Consider the following 22576-nt stretch of genomic DNA (forward strand, 5'->3'; position numbering starts at 1 on the left):
AGGACCTTCAGCACGGGATCCTTAGGCGTCTCACACCAGTTGTCGGGCTGCTTCGGCTTGCTCCACGGAGACGGGAGCTCGCACGACGGAGCCTGCGGCTTGGGTCGTTCACACCACGATCCGGGATTACTGGTCATATTTCCACTTTACGCTTTCAGGGGCCGCTTATATAAGCGCGAACGATTTCCCTGACGGGCGACGGTAATCTGCCCTGGTGCTGGTCGTACACGGGGTCTGGACAGAGGACGGGCTCGCCTTCTGGGCGGAGGACGTCGAGGGCGGCGGGCCGGCGGCACGGACGGGCCGCGGCTCCCGCCCCCATCCCTTCGCCGCCCCGGCCGCCGCCATTGCCGCCGCGCTCGGCCTGGACGAGCCCGCCGAGCGGACGCTGGAGCTCTTGCTCCCCGGCTCGGCCGCGGAGCCGTCGCCGTCGCCGGAGACCGGGCGGCTGACCGAGGCCACCCGGCCGCGGCTGCGGCCGTGGCGGGTGCCGGCCGTCGTCCCGCCCGCCGCCACGGCGCTGCGCCTGCTCGCCGGACGGCCGGAGACGGCGACCCTGCGCCACTGGGCGGCGGTCGCCGATCTCGCCCGTGACCTCGTACGGCGAGGCCGCGTCCTGCCCCAGCTCGCCCTGGAGCCGGGCGGGGCACGGGCCGTGTGGCGGCCGGTCGTCAACGGGACCGACGGCGGCTACTTCCGCGAGCTGGCCCTCGCCATGCCGCCCGCCTGCCGGACCGCCGCCGCCGAACGGCCCTCCGCCGGCGTGCTGCGCGCGGCCCTGGAGACGTTCGTGGACGCGCTGGTCCGGCAGGCGCTCACCGAGCCGCTGGTCACCCGCCCCGCCGCCCCCCGTGACCGCTGGCTGGCGGCACTGACCGGCCCCGACCCGTCCTGCCCCGACGTCCCGGAGCTGCGCGCCGAGCTGGCCGCCTGGCACGACGCCGCCGCGACAGCCGAGGGCGCGGCCCGCGTGTGCTTCCGCCTCATGGAGCCCGCGGCGGACCCCACGGGCGACGGGGCGGACGCCTGGCGGGTCGAGCTGGCCTTGCAGGCCGCCGACGACCCCAGCCTGTACGTCCCCGCCGCCGCCCTCTGGGCCGGTGAGCGCGCCCCCGGCCTGCCCCCGGCCCCCGAACGCGAGCTGCTGACCGGCCTCGGCCGCGCCGTCCGGCTCTACCCCGAGCTGGAGCGCGCCCTGCGGGTGCCGGAGCCGGCCGAGCTGGCCCTGGACACCGCGGGCGCGTTCGGGTTCCTGCGCCAGGCCGCGCCGCTGCTCCAGGCGGCCGGGTTCGGCGTGCAGCTCCCCCGCTGGGCGGGCCGCGCGAGGCTCGGGCTCAAGCTGACGACCAGGACCAGGACGCAGACCGCGGCCGTGAGCCAGGGGTTCGGCATGCGGGAGCTGGTCGACTTCCGCGTCGATCTGGCGGTGGGCGACGAGACGATCAGCGAGGAGGAGCTGGCCGAGCTGGCCCGGCTGAAGGTGCCGCTGGTCCGGGTGCGCGGCCAGTGGGTGGAGCTGGACGACCGGCAGCTCAAGGCGGCCCTCCGCGCCGTGGAGGGCGCCCGCGCGGGCGAGGCGGCGGCGGGCGAGATCCTGGAGCTGGTGGCCCGGCACGACGGCGAGCTGCCGCTGCTGGAGGTGGACGCCGACGGCGCGCTCGGCGACCTGCTGTCCGGCCAGGCCGAGCAGCGGCTGCGGCCGATCGCCACGCCGCCGGGCCTGGACGCGGTGCTGCGCCCCTACCAGGAGCGCGGCCTCGCGTGGCTGAGCTTCCTGTCGGAGCTGGGCCTCGGCGGGGTGCTGGCCGACGACATGGGGCTGGGCAAGACGGTCACCACGCTCGCGCTGCTGGTCCACGAGGGCCGCGAGCGAGAGGGACCGCCGACGCTGCTGGTGTGCCCGATGTCGCTGATCGGCAACTGGCAGCGCGAGGCGGCCAGGTTCGCGCCGGGCCTGCGCGTCTACGTCCACCACGGGGCCGCCCGCGACGCCGCGCTCGTCGGGGACGCCGACCTGGTGATCACCACGTACGGCACCGCCCACCGCGACCTGGAGACGCTGAAGCGGCACGAGTGGCGCCGGGTGGTGTGCGACGAGGCCCAGGCCATCAAGAACAGCGGCACCCTGCAGGCACAGGCCGTCCGCGCGATCCCGGCCGCCACCCGCCTGGCCCTCACCGGCACGCCGGTCGAGAACCACCTGGCCGAGCTCTGGTCGATCATGGAGTTCGCCAACCCGGGGCTGCTGGGGCCGCGCTCGCGGTTCCGTACGCGCTTCCAGGAGCCCATCGAGGCCCGCCAGGACGAGGAGGCGGCGCACGCGCTGCGGCGGGCGACCGGCCCGTTCATCCTGCGCCGGCTGAAGACCGACCGGTCCATCATCACCGACCTGCCGGAGAAGATGGAGGTCAAGGAGTGGTGCCCGCTCACGACCGAGCAGGCGAGCCTCTACCAGGCGGTCGTGGACGACATGCTGGCGAAGATCGACGACAGCGAGGGCATCGAGCGGCGCGGGCTGGTGCTCGCCACCATGGCCAAGCTCAAGCAGGTCTGCAACCATCCGGCCCACCTGCTGAAGGACGGCTCCCGCCTGGCGGGCCGCTCGGGCAAGCTGGCCAGGCTGGAGCAGCTCGGCGAGGAGATCCTGGCCGAGGGCGAGAAGGCGCTGGTGTTCACCCAGTACGCCGAGTTCGGCGGCCTGCTCCAGCCCTACCTGGAGCGGCGGCTGGAACGCCCGGTGCTGCTGCTGCACGGCGGCCTGCCGAAGAAGACCCGCGACCGCCTGGTGGACCGGTTCCAGAACGACCCCGAGCCGATGTTGTTCGTGCTGTCGCTCAAGGCGGCCGGCGTCGGGCTCAACCTGACGGCGGCCAACCACGTCGTGCACGTGGACCGCTGGTGGAACCCTGCCGTCGAGGACCAGGCCACCGACCGGGCCTTCCGCATCGGACAGCGCAAGAACGTACAGGTGCGCAAGCTGATCTGCGCGGGCACCCTGGAGGAGCGCGTGGACGAGATGATCGAACGCAAGAAGGCCCTGGCCGAGCGGGTGGTGGGCACCGGCGAGGAGTGGCTGACCGACCTGTCCACCAGCGAGCTGCGCGAGGTGTTCAGCCTCACGGGTGAGGCTGGGGGGAGCTGAGATGGCCTGGTTCGACGACTACGACCACCGCGGCCCGATCCGGGTCGAGGGCGGCCTGCGGGCCCGCTCGAAGCGCGGCTCGATCGGCTCCACCTGGTGGTCGCGGCGCTTCATCGACATCCTGGAGCGCGTCTGCGACAAGGGCCGGCTGACCCGCGGCCGGGCCTACGCCCGCCAGGGCCAGGTCCTGTCGATCGACCTGGCCGCCGGGGAGGTCAGGGCGGCCGTGCAGGGCTCGCGGCCCGAGCCGTACGACGTGGTGATCAGGATCGAGGCGTTCGGCGAGCGCCGGTGGGCCGAGCTGGAGGAGGCCATCGCGGCGCAGGCCGTGCACCGGGCCCGGCTGCTGGCCGGGGAGATGCCGCCGGAGATCGAGGAGCTGTTCGCGGCGGCGGGGGCCGACCTGTTCCCGCGCGACCTGGACATGGACTGCTCGTGCCCCGACTGGGGTTTCCCGTGCAAGCACCTGTCGGCGGTGCTCTATCTGCTGGCCGAGGCGTTCGACGACGACCCGTTCCTGGTGCTGGCTTGGCGCGGGCGCACCCGCGAGCAGCTGCTGGGGTCGCTGGCCACCGACGAGGGCTCCGGCGTGCCCGAGGTCGTGGACGTGCCGTTCGCCGAGCGGCTGGCCGACTTCTACGCCCCCGGAGCCACCGCACATCCGCCCGAGCGCCGACCGGCCGCCTCCCCGGCCCTGCTGCTGCGGGTCTTCCCGCCGCCCGGCGACCTGGGCCGCGTGCTCGCCCCCGCCTACGAGCGGCTGGGCGAGCGGCTGGGCGAGCGCCCGGCCTGACGCCCGGCGCGGGCGGTCAGCGGTCCTCGAAGGAGTCGGGCACCATCACGCGCACCCCGTTGGGCACCACGCGCAGCCTGATCGGGGTGCGCAGCCGCACCTCGCCGTCCACGTCGGCGGCCATCGGCGGATCGGTCTCCAGCAGCATCTCCCGGCCGACCACGAACGGCCCGCCCGCGAGGCTGCGCCAGCGGCCGGTGGTGGCGCGGAGCAGGGTCTCGCCGAGCAGGCGGAGCTTCTTGCCCGAGCCGAGCTGGTAGGCCACCAGCGTGCCGTTGTCGATGCTGATGTCCCTGGCGACCTGCCAGCCGCCGTGGAAGCGGCCGTTGGCGATGTTGAGCTGGTGGGTGAGCAGTTCGTGGCGCTGGCCCTCGACGGTGATGAAGGCGCGAAAGGGCCGGTGGCCGGGCAGGATCGTCAGCGCCGTCAGCGGGTAGGCGGGCCGGCCGAGCAGGCGCTTGAGCCACGGCTTGACGGTGCCCGCGACCTCCACCGACACGCCGAAGCTGGCCAGGTTGGCGAACGGCCGGTCGTCGGCCATGCCGAGGTCGATGTCGGCCACCTTGCCGGTGGCGAAGACCCGGATCGCCCCGGCCAGGTCGAGCGGCAGGCCGAGGCTGCGGGCGAAGTTGTTGGTGGTGCCGAGCGGCAGCACGCCGAGCGCCACGTCGCGGTGCGCCACGTGCCGCACGGCCGAGGAGAGGGTGCCGTCGCCGCCGCCCACGATGAGCAGGTCGGGGTCGGTCGCGAGCGCGGTGTCGAGCAGCTCGCGCAGGCGCTTGGGGTTGTAGACCGACAGCTCGACCAGGGGCTCGAAGCCCGACTCGTGGAGCTGCTCGATGACCTCGAAGTAGTGGCGGCGGCCCCGGCGCGAGCGAGTGTTGACCACCACGGCCACCCGGCGATCCCGCTGGATCGCCGCGGTGTGCTCGGCTTTGGTGCGCAAGTCGCTCATGGTCACTTATGGTAGGGCCGCCGGGAGACCCCGGCGGCCCGTGAATTACTTCTTCGGATCTACTTCTTCGGCGGGACGACCTGGACGATCGCGCCCAGGTTGCCCGGCAGCGGGCTGATCAGCTTGAACTGCACGCCGAGCGCCTTGCCCTCGTCACCGGGGTTGCCGGTGCCGAGCACCGAGCCGGCGACCGCCTGGCCGTACAGCTCGGGGGCGGGGGTGCCGTCCGCGTGCACCGCGCGGGTGCTGTAGGACTGGTCGCCCTTCGACGGCACGACCACCGAGGCGTCGAAGTCGCGGTAGGCGAGGGCGCCGTTGAGCAGCTCGATGCCCGGGTACCACGTCTTGGCGTCGGTGAAGGTGCTCACGCCCTTCTGCGCGGGGAAGTCCGTGCAGTAGGTGCTGAACGGCTCGTTCGCCGCCTCGATGCACTCCTTGAAGGGGTACGTCTTGCCGAACCCGAACGCCGCGTTCGACGTCTGCACGCGCCCCTGCAGGTTCTTGTTGGCCGTCGGGTCCTTCTCGGCCGCGACCCCGGTGCGGCGCAGCGGCTCGAAGTGGGAGTCCACGACCAGCAGGCTGCCCTTGGGGCCGAGGCTCGGCGGGAGGCGCAGGTTGTTGGCGACGGAGTTGTTGGTGTAGGTCGAGTCGCGGTACCACACCAGCAGGCCGGGCGCGTTGTACTTCACCTTCTGCACCTTCCACGCCCCGTCGCGGCTGTAGTCGGTGTCGTAGGTGTAGGCCAGGCCGTTGTCGAAGCCGTCGAAGTTGCGCCACTCGGCGAGGTAGAAGCGCTGCACCTCGCGCTCGCCGTTGTTGCGGGTCCAGCCCTGGCCGCTCGTGTTGGTGAAGGTGCCGCCGGTGGCCTTCCAGCCGTTGTCGCCGCCCTCGACGTCGTCGCTCCAGACGGTCTCGCCGCCGTTGGTGAGCGCGAAGTCGTCGACGTGCCAGCCGCGCGGGGTGAAGGCCGCGTCGGTGTTGTACGTCAGGCGGAACTTGACGGTCTGCCCGGCGAACGCCGTCAGGTCGACGTAGTCGTGCCGCCACTGCTCGCCGGTGTCACCGGTGATGCCGTACTTCTTGCCGCCGAACGTCTTGAGGTTCTTGTTCGGGTCCGGGTAGCCGTCGGGCGTGGTGACCTCGTTGCCGGCCTCGTCGTACATCTTCTGCTGCGCCCAGGTCTGGCCGCCGTCGGTCGAGACCTCGACGAAGCCGAAGTCCCAGTCCTGCTCGATCTCGTAGTTGTTCCACATCCACAGCCGGACGTCGGAGCCGGACGGGACGGGCAGGTCACGGGTGAGGGTGACGTTGGCCCACTCCTGGTCGAGGTTGGTCCACCAGGCGTTCGAGCCGCTGTGCGGGGTGACCATCTCCAGCGGCTCGGAGGCCAGGTTGACCCGGACGCCGTCGGCGGTCAGCTTGGGCGTGCGCGAGGACTGGCCGACGGTGACGAGCTTGGCGGCGTCGCCGGGGTCGAACGTCTTCGGGTTCGCCCAGCCGAGCACCCACTTGTCCCACAGGCCCATGTGCGCCGGCATCGACTGGAAGATCGGGCCGGAGTGCGAGCCGCTGGACATCAGGTCCCAGAAGTCGACCGCGGAGCTGGCCGAGCCCGAGGTGTCGTACAGGTCGGGCAGGCCGAGGTCGTGGCCGTACTCGTGGGCGAAGACGCCGACGCCGGAGTCCTCGGGCTGCACGATGTAGTTGGAGATCTTCTTGTTGGTGCCGGGGACGGTGTAGCCGCCGGCGACCGCGCTGGAGTGGGCCCAGATGGCGTAGGTGCCCTCGGCGCCGCCGTCGGAGGACTTGTCCTTGCCGGCGTGCACCAGCACCAGGTGGTCGATGACGCCGTCCGGCTCCTGGAAGTTGCCGTCGCCGTCGGCGTCGGAGATGTCCTCGACGTCGTAGTCGGCCCACGGGAAGTTCGGCTGGGCCTGGGCGAGGGCGTTGACCGAGTCGATGGCGAGCTGCTGGGCGCCGACCTCGTTGCTCGGGTGGCCGGACATGTCCTGGGGCGCGCCGCCGCAGGCCGCGGCGCCGTAGTACGCCTCGGAGTGCGGGACCTTGATCCAGCCGACCGCGGAGCCGGTCACCGAGTAGGCGCCCTTGGACATCTCCTCGTACATCTTCTTCATCGTGAAGCCGGAGATGTCGATGCCGGGCTTGCCGTCGCGCGGGTCCTTGAGGTCCTTGCGCACGCGCTCGGTGATGCCCTTGTCGCTGTAGAGCATCTTGTTGAAGTGCTCGGTGCTGAAGTCCTTGACCCAGAAGGAGTTGTTGTCCAGGTGGGGCAGGGTGGCCGGGTCGGGGATGTTGTTGTGCAGCGGGCCGTTCTTCAGGGTGCCCGGCGGCTCGACGACGCAGTCGTCCGGGGCGCTGTTGACGGTGCGCAGCCGGTTGAAGCCGGAGAAGTCGTCGTTGGCCTGCTCGTTGAACTCGACGAGGACGGTCAGGAGCTTGGCCGTGCGGGTCTGCTTGCTGTTCTTGAAGATCCACTCGGCCGGGTTGCGGCCGGTTCGCAGTGCCTCCCGCTCCCGCGCGGCGAGAATGCGCCCGGCGGCCGGGTTCCCGCTGCTGAACTTCCGGTCGTACTTCTGCGCCGGGGTCAGCGAGCGGGCCTTCTGGTCGGCGAGGCCCGGCTCCCGCGGCTCCCTCTCGACGGCCGGCGGGGCGTAGTTGATGTAGTGGTCCGCGGCCGTGGGCTCGTAGTGGGCGACCGAGGCCGCCTGAGCGGTGGGCACGGACAGGGCGGCGCCAAGCAGGGCGACCGCCGGAAAAGCTGCCAATAAGCGCTTAGTGCTGGGCACCAGGAACCCTTTCTGCCCGGGATCTCCGGGCGAATGGCCATAGGGCATGCAATGCCGGACGCTAGAGCTTTTATCAACGAATCGTAAAGTGCGTTGTTGAAACGTGACCAAAACACCACAATCGGAACATCAACGCTGCGGTGATCAGGTGGGAACGGGGGTCCTGCGGGGTCAGCCCTCCGTGTCCTCGCCCGGCTCCCGCTTCTCCCCCTCACGGGGGTAGTGCAGGTCGAACGCGGGCCGTTCGGAGCGGATGGGCGGGATCGCGGTGAAGTTGTGCCGGGGCGGCGGGCAGGAGGTGGCCCACTCCAGGGAGTTGGCGTACCCCCAGGGGTCGTCGAGGGTGACCTTGGGCGCCCTGCGTGCCGTCCTCCACACGTTCCAGAGGAACGGCAGCGTGGAGACGCCCAGCAGGAACGCCCCCACGGACGAGACCTCGTTGAGCGCGGTGAACCCGTCGCCGGGGCTGTAGTCGGCGTAGCGGCGGGGCATGCCGATCTGCCCCAGCCAGTGCTGCACCAGGAACGTGGTGTGGAAGCCGACGAACAGCAGCCAGAAGTGCAGCCGCCCGAGCCGGTCGTCCAGCATCCGCCCGGTCATCTTCGGCCACCAGAAGTAGAAGCCGGCGAACATCGCGAACACCACCGTGCCGAAGACCACGTAGTGGAAGTGGGCCACCACGAAGTAGGTGTCGCTGATGTGGAAGTCGAGCGGCGGCGAGGCCAGGATGACGCCGGTGAGCCCGCCGAGCAGGAACGTCACGAGGAAGCCGACCGCGAACAGCATCGGCGACTCGAAGCTCAGATGGCCCCGCCACATCGTGCCGATCCAGTTGAAGAACTTCACGCCCGTCGGCACCGCGATGAGGAACGTCATGAACGAGAAGAACGGCAGCAACACCTGCCCGGTCGGGAACATGTGGTGCGCCCACACGGTCATCGACAGCCCGGCGATCGCGATCGTCGCCCCGACCAGCCCCATGTAGCCGAAGATGGGCTTGCGGCTGAAGACCGGGAGCACCTCGGTGATGATCCCGAAGAACGGCAGCGCGATGATGTAGACCTCGGGATGCCCGAAGAACCAGAACAGGTGCTGCCAGAGCAGCGGGCCGCCGTTGTCGGCCACGAAGACCTGGGTGCCGAGCTTGCGGTCCGACTCCAGCACCAGCAGCGCGGCGGCCAGCGCCGGGAACGCCATGAGCACGAGCATGCTGGTCAGCAGCACGTTCCAGGTGAAGATCGGCATCCGGAACATCGTCATGCCGGGCGCCCGCATGCCGATGATCGTGGAGATGAAGTTCACCGCGCCGAGGATCGTGCCGAGGCCGGACAGCGCCAGCCCCATGATCCACAGGTCGCCGCCCACCTGCGGCGAGAACGTGGCCGACGCCAGCGGCGTGTACGCGAACCACCCGAAGTCGGCCGCACCGCCGGGCGCGAAGAACCCGGCCACCGCGATGATCCCGCCGAACAGGAACAGCCAGTACGCCACCGCGTTCAGCCGGGGGAAGGCCACGTCGGGCGCGCCGATCTGCAGCGGCATCACCACGTTCGCGAAGCCCGCGAACAGCGGCGTGGCGAACAGCAGCAGCATGATCGTGCCGTGCATGGTGAACAGCTGGTTGTAGAACTGCTGGTTCACCAGCTGCATGCCGGGCTGGGCCAGCTCGGCCCGCATCACCATGGCCATGACCCCGGCCACGAGGAAGAACGCGAACGAGGTGATCAGGTAGAGATAGCCGATGACCTTGTGGTCCGTCGTCGACAGCCACGACGCGATCACCGTGCCGGTGCGGCGGCGCCTGACCTGCTCGATCGAGGTCTCGCGGACAGTCGTCATCGGCTGCTCCCTCCGGTGTGGAGTGGGGATGCCCCCGATCCCCCCATTGCACGCCAAGGACGGCCGCTCGTGAAGCCGTTGACCGACATTCGCCCCCGGCGACTTCGCACGCCGCCGATTCTTCTATCCTTGGGCGGGCACCGATCCGATCCGGAGGAGAGACTTCTCGTGACCGCACAGCGTGACTACGACGCCCTCGTCCAGCGTGGGCTCTCGCTCGACCTCACCCGGGGCAAGCCGTCACCGCGCCAGCTCGACCTCTCCGACGATCTGCTCAAACTGCCCACGAGCTACCGTGCGGCCGACGGCACCGACGGCCGCAACTACGGCAACCTCCAGGGTCTCGCCGAGCTGCGCGAGCTGTTCGCGCCGCTGCTGCAGGTGCCGGCCGGGCAGCTCGTCGTGGGCGGCAACGCCAGCCTCGCGCTCATGCACGACACCGTGGTGCACGCGCTGCTCAGCCCGGTGCCCGGCGCGGCCCGGCGGTGGGTGGAGGAGCCCGAGATCACGTTCCTGTGCCCGGTGCCCGGCTACGACCGGCACTTCACGATCTGCGAGCGCCTCGGCATCAAGATGGTGCCGGTGCCGATGACCGCCGACGGCCCCGACATGGACGTCGTCGAGCGCCTGGTCGCCGCCGACGCGAGCGTCAAGGGCATGTGGTGCGTGCCGAAGTACAGCAACCCGACCGGCGTCGTCTACAGCGACGAGACCGTCAGGCGGCTGGCCGCGATGCCCACGGCGGCGCCCGACTTCCGCATCTTCTGGGACAACGCCTACGCGGTGCACCACCTCACCGACACCCCGGTCGAGCTGGCCGACCTGCTCGCGCTGGCCGCCGAGGCGGGCAACCCCGACCGGGTGTTCGTCTACGCCTCCACGTCCAAGGTGACGCTGGCCGGCGCGGGCGTGTCGTTCTTCGGCTCCTCGCCCGCGAACGTCGAGTGGTTCCTGCGCAACACCGCCAAGCAGTCCATCGGCCCCGACAAGATCAACCAGCTCCGGCACGTGGAGTTCCTGCGCGACCCGGCGGGCGTCGAGGCGCACATGCGCAAGCACGCCGCGCTGATCGGGCCGAAGTTCGAGCTGGTGGACAAGGTGCTCTCCGAGCGGCTCGGCGGCCTGGCGAGCTGGACCAGCCCCAAGGGCGGCTACTTCATCAGCCTGGAGGTGCCGCACGCGGCCGAGGTCGTCGCCAAGGCCAAGGCGGCGGGCATCGCGCTCACGCCGGCCGGGGCCACCCACCCCTACGGCAAGGACCCCGACGACCGGACGATCCGCATCGCGCCGACCTACCCGGACCTGGACGAGCTGGAGCAGGCCATCGAGGGCCTGACCGTCTGCGTCAGGCTGGTGGCCGAGGAGCACGGGCTCGCCTGAGCCCTTCAGGCATCAGCGGCCGGGGCGGAAGCCGAAGATGTACTCGCGCGTCTCGCTCGGATGGAACGAGACGCCCACCCCGGGCTCGTAGACGACGTTGTCGCGCGCGCAGTAGTAAAGGCGCTCCCACACGGCCAGGGCCTGCTCCCTGGCCGGCGCCTCCTGCGCGTCGCGCCTGCGCGCCCCGCGCGCGCCGAGCACGTTGAGCAGCCCGAACCCCCAGAACAGGCCCGTCAGGCAGAACGGCGCGAGCAGCACCTCGCCCCACTGCGGGTCCTGCCCCATCGCGATCACCAGCGAGACGACCAGATGCACCAGGGCCGCGCCGAGGAGCAGCAGATAGCCCTGGTTCCTGGTCCAGGCCGTGTAGTGGCGGCTGGGGAACGACAGCCACACCGCGAGCTGGGTGCGGCTCATCACGTGTTTGGACGCGCCGAGCACGGCGGCGGTGGGCAGGTCGGCGACCTCCCTGGCCCCGGGGAGACGGGCCCGCCCGATCTTGTACGTGGTCCCGGCGGCGACCGCTCCGGGGACCGCGACGACCTGGTCGGTCTCCGAACACACCGGGCACCTGACTTCCACCCGGGCAGTTTGTCCTTAAGGGCCGCCTTGCGCAAACCGTAGGCTGCTCCGCGTGAGACCGATTGATGCCCTGGCGCACTCCCTGTCCGAAGCCCGGGTCGTGACCGACCCCGACGTGATCGACTCCTACGCCCGGGACCGGACGTTCCTGGAGCCCGGCAGGCCGCTCGCCGTCGTCCTCGCCGCCTCCCGCGACGACGTGGTGACCACGCTGCGGTGGGCGAGCGAGCACCGGGTGCCGGTGGTGCCGCGCGGCGCGGGCACCGGCCTCGCGGGCGGGGCCGTCGCCGGGGACGGGGCGATCGTGCTGTCGCTGGCCCGGATGACCGCCATCAGGGAGCTGTCGCCGGCCGACGAGATCGCCGTCGCCGAGCCGGGCGTCATCACCGCCGACCTGGACCGGGCGGCCAGGGAGCACGGCCTCATGTACGCGCCGGACCCGTCGTCGCACGAGATCTCGACGATCGGCGGCAACCTGGCGACCAACGCGGGCGGGCTGCGGTGCGTCAAGTACGGCGTGACCAGGGACTCCGTGCTCGGCCTTGAGGTCGTGCTGGCCGACGGCCGGGTGCTGGAGACCGGCCGGCGCACGATGAAGGGCGTCACCGGCTACGACCTGACCGGGCTGTTCGTCGGCTCGGAGGGCACGCTCGGCGTGATCACGGCGGCCACGCTGCGGCTGCGGCCCGCGCCGGCCGGGCCGCCCGCGACGTTCGCGGCCGAGTTCGGCTCGCTGCGGGACGCGGGCGCGGCGGTGTCGGCGATCATCGCGGCGGGCTGCGCGCCGTCGCTCATGGAGCTGCTCGACCGGGCCACGCTGGAGGCCATCGACGACTGGCGGCACATCGGGCTGGAGCCCGGCACGCAGGCCATGCTCATCGGCCAGTCGGACGCGGGCGACGGGCAGGCGGCGGCCCGCCGGATGGAGCGGATCTGCGCCGAGCACGGGGCCTCGTTCGTGGCGGTGTCCTCCGGCCCGGCCGAGACCGAGGAGCTGGTGGGGTTGCGGCGGCTGGCGTACCCGGCCACCGAGCGCCTCGGCGCCTGCCTGGTGGAGGACGTGTGCGTGCCGCGTTCGGCGTTGCCCGACATGATCACCGCCATCGAGGCGGCCGCCGTCCGGCACGGGGTGCGCATCTGCACCGTCGCGCACGCCGGGGACGGCAACCTGCACCCCGTCTTCGTCTTCGAGCACGGCGCCGCCGAGCCGCCCCCCGAGGTGTGGGCCGCGGCGGACGAGGTGTTCACGCGGGCGCTGGAGCTGGGCGGGACGCTGACCGGGGAGCACGGAGTGGGGCTGCTCAAGCAGCGGTGGCTGGCGCTGGAGTCGGGGCCGGTGGCCGCCGACGTGCAGCGGGGCATCAAGGCCGTCTTCGACCCCCTCGGCCTGCTCAACCCGGGCAAGGCGATCCAGCAGCCGCCGCAGGTCTAGAGTTTGCCAAGCCGTGACCTTGGGTTTCCGGGTGCACACGACCTGCGGTGGGAGCTGACTGGCCGGGTCAGGATGCGGAAACTTCTGTCCGGACCGGCAGACGCCCCGCTTATCACGCTGGTAGCGTTTTGCCCCATCTGTTGGGGTTGTTATGGGGGTCCGACGTGAATCAGTTCCAGCCGTTGGCGGCGGACGATCCGCGGCGGCTGGGGGCGTATGACATCGTCGCCCGGCTCGGCGAGGGTGGCCAGGGCGTCGTCTATCTCGGCAAGAGCGACACCGGGGAACAGGTCGCGGTCAAGCTGCTGCACCACGCCCTGGTGGCCGACGCCGACGCGCGCACCCGGTTCCTGCGCGAGGTGGCGGTGGCGCAGCGGGTCGCGCGGTTCTGCACCGCGCCCGTGCTCCACGCCGACCTGGACGGCAGCCGGCCGTACATCGTGAGCGAGTACGTCCCCGGCCCGTCGCTGCGCGAGCTCGTGCTCACCGAGGGGCCGCGGCGGGGCGCGGCGCTGGAACGGCTGGCCATCAGCACGGCCACTGCGCTCGCCGCCATCCACCGGGCCGGGATCCTGCACCGCGACTTCAAGCCGGCCAACGTCCTCATGGGGCCCGAGGGGCCCGTCGTGATCGACTTCGGCATCGCGCGCGCCCTCGACTCGCCCGGCGCGACGGCCACGGGCATGGCGATGGGGACGCCGTCGTACCTGGCGCCTGAGCAGCTCAGCGGGGCCGCGGTGTCGGAGGCGGCGGACGTGTTCGCCTGGGGCGTCACCATGGTCTTCGCCGCCACCGGCAAGCCCGCCTTCGGGGCCGACTCGATCCCCGTCGTCATGAACCGGATCCTCAACGAGGAGCCGGAGCTGGGCGGGATGGAGGGCGAGCTGGGGGAGCTGGTCGCCGCCTGCCTGTCCAAGGACCCGGCGCAGCGGCCCACGGCCGACGGCCTCATCCTCCGGCTCACCGGCCAGCCCGCGCCGAAGGCCGCCATCGAGCCGGTCACCGGCCAGCACCTCACCGGCGCCCCCGGCCCGGGACAGCCCGGACAGCCGGGACAGCCCGGACACCCGGGACAGGACGCCGGCCCCTGGGCTCAGGGCGGCGGCCCGCAGCCCATGTTCCCGCCCCAGCAGGGCGGCCCCTTCCCCCACCTCGCCGCCGCCATCCAGAACGGCCCCGGCCAGCCCTCCGGCGCCCCGGGCGGCCCGGGCTCGGGCCACAGCGCACCGGGCGCGGCCTCGGGCCCCGGCGCACCTGGCGGTCCGGCAGCGGGTCCCGGCGCACATGGCGGCGCGGCCGGAGGTGCCGGCGCTCCCGGTGGGCACGGGAGCGTGGGCGGGGTTCAGCCCGGCGCTCCGAGTGGGCCCCAGGCCGGAGCGCCCGGTGGTCCTGCGCAGGCGGGCATGCCCGGTCAGGCCGGGCCTGGCGTCCCGCCGCAGGCACCCGGTCAGGCCGGGCCCGGCGTCCCGCCGCAGGCCGGTGCGCCCGGCCAGGGCGGAGGCCCTGGTGTTCCGCCGCAGGCGGGGAGGCCCGGTCAGGGGGGCCACGGGCCGTACAACGGGCCCCGTTCGCAGTCTCCCGGTGGACAGGGCGACGGGGCGCCGGCCAAGCAGCGGCGGACCATGACCCTCGCCCTCTCCGGCGCCGCCGCGGCGGCCCTGCTGGTGGTCGCCGGCGCCGTCGTGGTGCAGGCGAACAGCAAGGAGGTGCCGGTCGTGGCCGTCGGCGACGCCTCGCAGCGCACCGAGGACGGCGGTTCGGCCGCGGGCAAGCCCGTCGAGCCTCCGTCCACGCAGCCGACCGCCGACCCGGTGCTGCCCACGGACAGCCCCGTCCCGGTGGGCACCCTGGACATCGAGGAGCCGGAGAAGAGCGACAAGAAGAAGCGCTCCGAGCAGCCGGTCGCCCAGATCCCGACCCAGCCGAGTACGGCGCAGCCGCGCCCGCAGACGAACGACACCCAGCGCCCGCAGGCCACCTCGACGCCCAAGCCGACCAAGACGAAGAAGAAGGAGAGCCTCGGCGTCGACCCGGAGGCCGAGCCGACGGACGCGCCCACGCACAACCCGGACGAGACCACCAAGACGCACCCGCCGACCAAGCTCCCCGCCAAGCGGAACCCGTACACGGCGGCAGGCGTCTGCGGCGCCGGCTACAAGGTGATCAACTCCCACGCCCTGGGCAGCTACGCGACCGTCTACCTGCTCTGGAACGCGAGCGCGGGCAAGAACTGCGTGGTGACGCTGTCGCGCTACGTCTATCCCAACAAGGTCGAGATGAACGCGATCCTGCAGGTCAAGGGCGGATCCAGCGGCAGCAACCCGGGCTCGTTCAGCACCTACGCGGGCCCGGTCCGGCTGCCGGCCACGAAGAAGTGCGTGATCTGGGGCGGCTCGATCTCCAACGTGAGCTGGAAGTCCGGCTGGAGCCACTGCAAGTAGGCCGCCGGTCCGGCACGAAGCGTCCGGCTCTTCCGCATCGGAGGGCCGGACGCTACCGTACTTGGCGTGATCATCAGGTCGTCGGCGGGACAGCCGTGATCAGAAGCAGGCTCGATCCCGGGGGCGAGGACTACCTGGCGCGCCGCGAGGCCATGCTGGCCAAGCTGCGCGAGCTGGACGCCGAGCACGCCAAGGCGGTGGCCGGCGGCGGCGAGAAGTACGTCGAGCGGCACCGGCGGCGCGGCAAGCTGCTCGCCCGCGAACGGGTGGAGCTGCTCGTGGACGCCGACTCGCCGTTCCTTGAGCTGTCGCCGCTGGCGGCGTGGGGCAGCGACTACCCGGTCGGGGCGAGCGTGGTGACCGGCATCGGGGTGATCGAGGGCGTCGAGTGCGTGATCACCGCGAACGACCCGACGGTGCGCGGCGGCGCGACCAACCCGTGGACCCTCCGCAAGACGCTGCGCGCGGCCGACATCGCGCTGCGCAACCGCCTTCCGTACGTGAACCTGGTCGAGAGCGGTGGCGCGGACCTGCCGACGCAGAAGGAGATCTTCATCCCGGGCGGCCAGGTCTTCCGTGACCTGACGCGGCTGTCGGCGGCCGGCGTGCCGACGGTGGCGCTGGTGTTCGGCAATTCGACGGCGGGCGGCGCGTACGTCCCCGGCATGAGCGACCACGTGGTGATGGTCCGCGACCGCGCCAAGGTGTTCCTGGGCGGCCCGCCGCTGGTGCGGATGGCGACCGGCGAGGAGTCCGACGACGAGTCGCTGGGCGGCGCGGAGATGCACGCCCGGGTGAGCGGCCTGGCCGACTACCTGGCCGAGGACGAGTACGACGCGCTCCGCATCGGCCGCCGCGTGGTGCGCTCGCTGAACTGGCGCAAGCGGGGCGTCACGCCGCTGCCCGCCGAGGAGCCGCGCTATCCGGCGGAGGAGCTGCTGGGCATCGTCCCCGAGGACCTGAAGGTGCCGTTCGACCCGCGCGAGGTGATCGCGAGGGTGGTGGACGCGAGCGCGTTCGAGGAGTTCAAGCCGCTGTACGGCACCTCGCTGGTGACCGGGTGGGCGCGCGTGCACGGCTATCCGGTGGGGGTGCTGGCGAACGCGCGTGGCGTGCTGTTCAGCGAGGAGGCGCAGAAGGCGACGCAGTTCATCCAGCTCGCCAACCAGTCGAGGACCCCGCTCGTCTTCCTGCAGAACACGACCGGCTACATGGTCGGCAAGGACTACGAGCAGCGCGGGATCATCAAGCACGGCGCGATGATGATCAACGCGGTGTCCAACTCGACGGTCCCGCATCTGACGATCGTCATGGGGGCGTCCTACGGCGCCGGCAACTACGGCATGTGCGGCCGGGCCTACGAGCCCCGGTTCCTGTTCGCCTGGCCGAGCGCCAAGTCGGCGGTGATGGGGCCCGCGCAGCTCGCCGGGGTGCTGTCCATCGTCGGGCGGGCGGCGGCCGAGGCCAGGGGGCAGGCGTACGACGAGGAGGCGGACGCGGCGATGCGCGCCCTGGTGGAGGCGCAGATCGAGGCCGAGTCGCTGCCGTTCTTCCTGTCGGGGCGGCTGTACGACGACGGGGTGATCGATCCGCGCGACACCCGTACCGTGCTGGGCATGTGCCTGTCGGCGATCAACAGCGCGCCGGTGCCGGAGCCGGCCGGGTTCGGGGTGTTCCGGCCGTGATCAGCCGTCTGCTCGTCGCGAACCGGGGTGAGATCGCCCGGCGCGTCTTCCGTACCTGCCGGGCGCTCGGGATCGAGACGGTCGCGGTCTTCGCCGACCCCGACGCCGACGCGCCGCACGTGGCCGAGGCCGATCTCGCGGTACGCCTGCCGGGCGACCGGCCGGCCGGGACCTACCTGGACGCCGGCCGCGTGGTGGCCGCCTGCCGCGCCTCCGGGGCGGACGCCGTGCACCCGGGTTACGGGTTCCTGTCGGAGAACGCGGAGTTCGCGCGGGCGGTGCTGGCGGCCGGGCTGGTGTGGGTGGGCCCGCCGCCGGAGGCGATCGCCGCGATGGGGTCCAAGATCGAGGCCAAGCGGCTCATGGCGGCGGCCGGGGTGCCCGTGCTGCCCTCGCTCGACCTCGCGGCGCCCGATGAGTTCCCGCTGCTGGTCAAGGCGTCGGCCGGGGGCGGCGGGCGGGGCATGCGGATCGTCCGCGGGCCGGAGGAGCTGGCGCGCGAGGTCGACTCGGCGCGCCGGGAGGCGGAGGCGGCCTTCGGCGATCCCGCCGTGTTCGCCGAGCCGCTGTGGGAGCGGGCCAGGCACGTCGAGGTGCAGGTGCTGGCCGACGCGTACGGCACCGTGTGGACGCTGGGCGAGCGCGAGTGCAGCGTGCAGCGGCGGCACCAGAAGGTCGTCGAGGAGTGCCCCTCCCCCGGCATCGCGGCGGAGGTGCGCGAGCGGCTGTGCGAGGCGGCGAGGCGCGCGGCGGCCGCGATCGGCTACGTCGGGGCCGGGACCGTCGAGTTCCTGGTGCGCGGCGACCGGGTGGCGTTCCTGGAGATGAACACCCGGCTCCAGGTCGAGCACCCGGTCACCGAGCTGGTGCACGGGGTGGATCTCGTACGGCTGCAGCTGGAGGTGGCCGAGGGCGGCGCGCTGCCCGCGGAGCCGCCCCGGCCGTCCGGGCACGCCGTGGAGGTGCGGCTCTACGCGGAGGACGAGCACTACCTGCCGCAGTCGGGGGTGCTGCGGCGTTTCGAGGTCGGAGGAGACGTCCGGGTGGACTCCGGGGTGGAGTCCGGGTCGGTGGTGTCGCCGTACTACGACGCGATGCTGGCGAAGGTGATCGCGCACGGGGCGTCGCGGGCGGAGGCGGTCAGGAAGCTGGTGACGGCGCTGCGGCGGGCACGGCTGCACGGCCTCACCACGAACCGCGACCTGCTGCTGCGCATCCTCACCCATCCGGACTTCGCGGCCGGGGACACCCACACCGGTTTCCTCGACCCCGACGGGCCTCTCGCGACATCCCCGCCCGAGCCGACAGCCCCGTCCGAGCCCACAGCCCCGCCCGAGCCGACAGGGCCGGGCGAGCTGGCCGGGCTGGCCGCCGCGCTCGCGCTGGCCGCCGGCAACCGCCGCCGCGCGCCCGTGCTCGGCGGCCTGCCGAGCGGGTGGCGCAACGTCCGCTCCCAGCCCCGCCGCACCGCCTTCACCACGGGCGACGGCGGCACGATCGACGTCGTCTACGACCCGCTGCCCGCCGGCGTCACCGCCGTCAGCGCCGCGCCCGACCGGGTGGTCCTGGAACGCGACGGCGTCCGCCACGCCTTCGCCGTCGCCCGCTACGAGCCCGGCGGCCCGGTGTACGTGGACCACGCGGGCGGTCACGCCGAGCTGACCCCGCTCCCCCGCCTGCCGGAGCCCGTCGAGCACGTCGTCCCCGGCTCCCTGCTGGCCCCGATGCCGGGCAGCGTGCTGCACGTGGAGGTGGCGCCCGGCGAGCGGGTCGTCAAGGGTCAGGCGGTGCTGGTGCTGGAGGCGATGAAGATGGAGCATCGGATCACCGCTCCGGCCGACGGCGTGGTCTCCGGGCTGCACGTCGAGCAGGGCCGGCAGGTCGAGGCGGGGGCCGTGCTCGCGATCATCCACGAGGGGGACCTATGACGAGCCTGGTGCACGCAAGCCTGGCGGACGGTGTCGCGACCGTCACGCTCGACTCGCCGCACAACCGCAACGCGCTGTCGAGCCGCCTGCTGGCCGACCTGAAGGAGCAGCTGACCCGGGCGCTGGCCGAGCCCGGGTGCCGGGTGATCGTGCTGACCGCCACCGGCACGGTGTTCTGCTCAGGGGCCGACCTGAAGGAGCAGCGCGCCGCCGAGGGGAAGCCCGGCGCGCCGGTGACCGCGTCCCTGCCGGAGATCTTCACGCTGCTGTGGGAGAGCCCGAAGCCGGTCGTGTGCCGGCTCAACGGCACCGCGCGGGCGGGCGGCCTCGGGCTGGTGGCCTCGTGCGACTTCGCGGTGGCGCCGCTGACGGCGTCGTTCGCGTTCACCGAGGTGCGGCTGGGCGTGGTGCCGGCGATGATCTCCGTACCGGTGCTGCGGCGGCTCGATCCGCGGGCCGCGGCCGAGTACTTCCTGACCGGCGAGGTCTTCGACGCCGCGCGGGCGGCCGAGATCGGGCTGGTGTCGCGGGCGGTGCCGGAGGAGGAGCTGGACGCGGCGGTCACGCACTACACGGAGCTGCTGGTCAAGGGCGGTCCTGAGGCGCTGGCGATCACCAAGCGGCTGGTGCGGGAGGTGCCGGCGCTGCCGTTCGAGGAGGGGCTGCGGCGGATGACGGAGCTGTCGGCGGAGCGGTTCACCTCGGAGGAGGGGCAGGAGGGCATCGCGGCGTTCTGGGAGAAGCGGCCGCCCAAGTGGGTCTCGGGATGAGCCTGCGGATCGCCAACTGCAGCGGGTTCTACGGCGACCGGCTCTCTGCGGCGCGCGAGATGGTCGAGGGCGGCCCGATCGACGTGCTGACCGGCGACTGGCTGGCCGAGCTGACGATGTTCATCCTGGCCGGCAACCGGCTGAAGGGCCGGCCCGGCTACGCGCCGACGTTCCTGACGCAGCTTGAGCACGTCCTCGGCACGTGCCTCGACCGGGGCATCAGGATCGTCTCGAACGCGGGCGGCCTCGACCCGGCCGGCTGCGCCGAGGCGGTGCGCGAGCTGGCCGCCCGCCTGGGGCTGTCCGCGAGGGTCGCGCACGTGACGGGCGACGACCTCATCGGCCGCGACCTCGACCTGGTCAACGCCGACACCGGCGAACGCCTGACCGAGACGCCCCTGACCGCGAACGCCTACCTCGGCGGCCGGCCCATCGCCCAGGCCTTGGCGGCGGGGGCGGACGTGGTGGTGACCGGCCGGGTGACGGACGCCGCGCTGGTGACGGGCCCCGGCATCTGGCGCCACGGCTGGGGTCCTGACGACCTGGACCCGCTGGCCGGGTCCGTGGTGGCCGGGCACGTGATCGAGTGCGGCTGCCAGGCGACGGGCGGCAACTACGCCTTCTTCCAGGACGTGCCGGACCTGGCGCACTGCGGGTTCCCCCTCGCCGAGCTGCGCGCCGACGGCTCCGCCGTCATCACCAAGCATCCGGGGACGGGCGGGCTGGTGTCGGTGGGGACGGTGACGGCGCAGCTCGTGTACGAGCTGGGCGGCCCCCGCTACCTCGGTCCTGACGTGGTCGCCAGGTTCGACACGATCACCCTCACCGACGACGGGCCGGACCGGGTGCTGATCTCGGGCGTGCGCGGCGAGCCGCCGCCGGACACGCTCAAGGTCGCGGTCAACTACCTCGGCGGCTACCGCAACACGATGACGCTGGTGCTGACCGGGCTGGACGTCGAGGCCAAGGCGCGGGCGGCCGAGGCGGCGATCTGGGCGCGGATCCCGAAGGAGTCCTTCGACGCCGTGGACGTGACGCTCACCGGCTCGGGACTGCTGCGGATCACGGTCATGGACGCCGACCGCCGCACGGCCGGCCGCGCCTTCTCCTCGGCGGTGGTGGAGACGGGGCTGGCGAGTTATCCGGGCTTCCACGCGCTCTCGCCGCCGGGCGACGCCTCGCCGTACGGGGTCTACTGGCCGGTGCTCGTCCCGGCCGCCGAGGTGCGCCCGCGGGTCTGGCTCGACGGCGAGGAACTGCCGTACACGCCCGTCGCAACCTCGGCGGAGCCGATTCCCGTGCGCCCGGTGGAGAGGCGGGCCGCCGTCCCGTCGGGGCCGTGCGTGCGGCTGCCGCTCGGCCGAGTCGCGGGGGCGCGCTCCGGCGACAAAGGCGGCGATGCCAACCTCGGCGTCTGGGTGGACACCGACGAGCGGTACGCCTGGCTGGAGGCGTACCTGACGACCGGACGGCTGGCCGCGCTCCTGCCGGAGCTGGCCGCGTACCGGGTCGAGCGCCACGAACTGCCCAATCTCAGGGCGCTCAACTTCGTCGTCCACGGCCTGCTCGGCAGGGGCGTGGCCGCGAGCACCCGCATGGACCCGCAGGCCAAGGCGCTGGGCGAGGAGCTGCGGGCGCAGGTCGTGGACGTCCCCGCGGCCCTGGCGCGATAGCCGGGTTGACCGAGGGGTAGGGCTCTCGTAGGGTCCCCGCTAGAACATCATTCTGTCGAGAGGTGATCATGACCTCCACGCACATCGACGTCGGCGCGATCGACTTCGGCGCGCTCGGCGCGTGGATGGACGCCCAGGGACTCCCCGGCGGCCCGATCACCGGCGCGGCCCCGGTGATCGGCGGCACCCAGAACGTCATGGTCCGCCTGGAGCGCGGCGGCCGGTCGTACGTCCTGCGCCGCCCGCCCCTGCACGCCCGCAGCAGGAGCAACGAGGTGCTGCGGCGCGAGGCGCGGGTGCTGGCGGCGCTGCGCGGCACTCGGGTGCCCGCGCCGGCGCTGGTGGCCGCCCAGACCGAGCGGGAGCCGGTCTTCTACCTCATGGAGCCCGTGGACGGGTTCAACCCCTCCACAGGGCTCCCCGAGCCGCACGCCTCCGATCCGGCGATCCGGCACCGGATGGGGCTGGAGGCCGCCGCCGCGCTGGCCGAGCTGGGCCGGGTCGATCCCGGCGTGCTGCCGGGGTTCGGGCGTCCCGAGGGCTTCCTGGAGCGGCAGGTGCCGCGCTGGCTCAAGGAGCTCGACTCCTACGGCGACCTCGACGGCTATCCCGGCCCCGACATCCCGGGCCTGCGCGAGACCGCCGACTGGCTGAGCCGGCGGCTGCCCCGGTCGTACACGCCGGGGATCATGCACGGCGACTACCACTTCGCCAACCTCATGTTCGCCTGGGACGGCCCGCGGGTGGCGGCCATCGTGGACTGGGAGATGTGCACGGTCGGCGATCCGCTGCTCGACCTGGGCTGGCTGCTGGCGACCTGGCCGAGCGGCAACGGCTACGTGCCGGGCCTCCCCTCGCCCCAGGAGCTGGTGTCGTACTACGCGGCGCTGTCCGAGCGCGACCTGTCGGCCATCGGCTGGTACGCGGTGATGGCCTGCTTCAAGCTCGGCATCGTGCTGGAGGGCACGCACGCGCGGGCGTTCGCCGGCAAGGCGCCGAAGGAGACCGGCGACCTGCTGCACGCGATGACGCTGGGCCTTTTCGAACGGGCCGGGGAGTTCATGGAGGGCGCCCTGGACTGAGCGCCCACTACCCAAAAAGGACAATTTCCGGAAAAACGATCACAAAACACTCCCCGGGTCGTACAAT

The 22576-nt window shown here is 72.5% G+C and carries 14 protein-coding genes; 10 read left to right on the top strand and 4 right to left on the bottom strand.

What is annotated here, in order from left to right; genetic code table 11:
• Window positions 1–214 precede the first annotated feature (214 nt).
• On the top strand, window positions 215–3142 hold the full coding sequence (locus ABD292_RS26615; RefSeq protein ID WP_344211855.1) for a DEAD/DEAH box helicase: 2928 nt from the start codon (window positions 215–217) through the stop codon (window positions 3140–3142).
• 1 nt (window position 3143) lies between these two features.
• Window positions 3144–3935: an SWIM zinc finger family protein gene (locus ABD292_RS26620; protein WP_344211857.1), complete on the top strand. Its 792-nt coding sequence runs from the start codon at window positions 3144–3146 to the stop codon at window positions 3933–3935.
• Window positions 3936–3951: 16 nt separating this feature from the next.
• Here ABD292_RS26620 and ABD292_RS26625 read toward each other — a convergent pair whose 3' ends face one another.
• The 3 genes from ABD292_RS26625 to ctaD form a co-directional block, all read right to left on the bottom strand.
• Window positions 3952–4890: a diacylglycerol/lipid kinase family protein gene (locus tag ABD292_RS26625; protein ID WP_344211859.1), complete on the bottom strand. Its 939-nt coding sequence runs from the start codon at window positions 4888–4890 to the stop codon at window positions 3952–3954.
• A 59-nt stretch (window positions 4891–4949) separates the two neighbouring features.
• Complete coding sequence (locus ABD292_RS26630; protein ID WP_344211861.1) at window positions 4950–7697, bottom strand: immune inhibitor A domain-containing protein; 2748 nt, start codon at window positions 7695–7697, stop codon at window positions 4950–4952.
• Window positions 7698–7868: 171 nt separating this feature from the next.
• Entirely contained in the window at window positions 7869–9536 is a 1668-nt protein-coding gene (gene ctaD, locus ABD292_RS26635; RefSeq protein WP_344211863.1) for an aa3-type cytochrome oxidase subunit I, read from the bottom strand.
• 168 nt (window positions 9537–9704) lie between these two features.
• Between ctaD and ABD292_RS26640 the strand changes: the two genes are divergently transcribed.
• Window positions 9705–10916: an aspartate aminotransferase type Ic gene (locus ABD292_RS26640; RefSeq protein WP_344211865.1), complete on the top strand. Its 1212-nt coding sequence runs from the start codon at window positions 9705–9707 to the stop codon at window positions 10914–10916.
• A 12-nt stretch (window positions 10917–10928) separates the two neighbouring features.
• Here the strand turns inward: ABD292_RS26640 and ABD292_RS26645 are convergent, their stop codons facing one another.
• Entirely contained in the window at window positions 10929–11498 is a 570-nt protein-coding gene (locus ABD292_RS26645) for a hypothetical protein (RefSeq protein ID WP_143082318.1), read from the bottom strand.
• A 52-nt stretch (window positions 11499–11550) separates the two neighbouring features.
• On the opposite strand from ABD292_RS26645, the gene ABD292_RS26650 reads away from it, so the two are divergent.
• From ABD292_RS26650 to ABD292_RS26680, 7 genes are all read left to right on the top strand, one after another.
• Window positions 11551–12930, top strand: coding sequence for an FAD-binding oxidoreductase (locus tag ABD292_RS26650; RefSeq protein ID WP_344211868.1), 1380 nt, complete (start codon window positions 11551–11553; stop codon window positions 12928–12930).
• Between the two features lie 164 nt (window positions 12931–13094).
• Window positions 13095–15371, top strand: coding sequence for a serine/threonine-protein kinase (locus ABD292_RS26655; protein WP_344211870.1), 2277 nt, complete (start codon window positions 13095–13097; stop codon window positions 15369–15371).
• A 152-nt stretch (window positions 15372–15523) separates the two neighbouring features.
• Window positions 15524–17056: an acyl-CoA carboxylase subunit beta gene (locus tag ABD292_RS26660; RefSeq protein WP_344212803.1), complete on the top strand. Its 1533-nt coding sequence runs from the start codon at window positions 15524–15526 to the stop codon at window positions 17054–17056.
• A complete protein-coding gene (locus tag ABD292_RS26665; protein WP_344211872.1) occupies window positions 17053–18984 on the top strand; it encodes an ATP-binding protein in 1932 nt (643 codons plus the stop codon). The genes ABD292_RS26660 and ABD292_RS26665 overlap by 4 nt, the downstream gene beginning before the upstream one ends.
• Window positions 18981–19754, top strand: a complete 774-nt coding sequence (locus ABD292_RS26670) for an enoyl-CoA hydratase-related protein (protein WP_344211874.1) — start codon at window positions 18981–18983, stop codon at window positions 19752–19754. Before ABD292_RS26665 ends, ABD292_RS26670 begins: the two co-directional genes overlap by 4 nt.
• Window positions 19751–21427, top strand: a complete 1677-nt coding sequence (locus ABD292_RS26675) for an acyclic terpene utilization AtuA family protein (RefSeq protein WP_344211876.1) — start codon at window positions 19751–19753, stop codon at window positions 21425–21427. Before ABD292_RS26670 ends, ABD292_RS26675 begins: the two co-directional genes overlap by 4 nt.
• A gap of 68 nt (window positions 21428–21495) precedes the next feature.
• Window positions 21496–22509, top strand: coding sequence for a phosphotransferase family protein (locus ABD292_RS26680; protein ID WP_344211878.1), 1014 nt, complete (start codon window positions 21496–21498; stop codon window positions 22507–22509).
• The last annotated feature ends 67 nt before the right edge of the window (window positions 22510–22576 follow it).

The organism is Nonomuraea bangladeshensis (assembly GCF_039529455.1).
GTDB classification, from domain to species: domain Bacteria; phylum Actinomycetota; class Actinomycetes; order Streptosporangiales; family Streptosporangiaceae; genus Nonomuraea; species Nonomuraea bangladeshensis.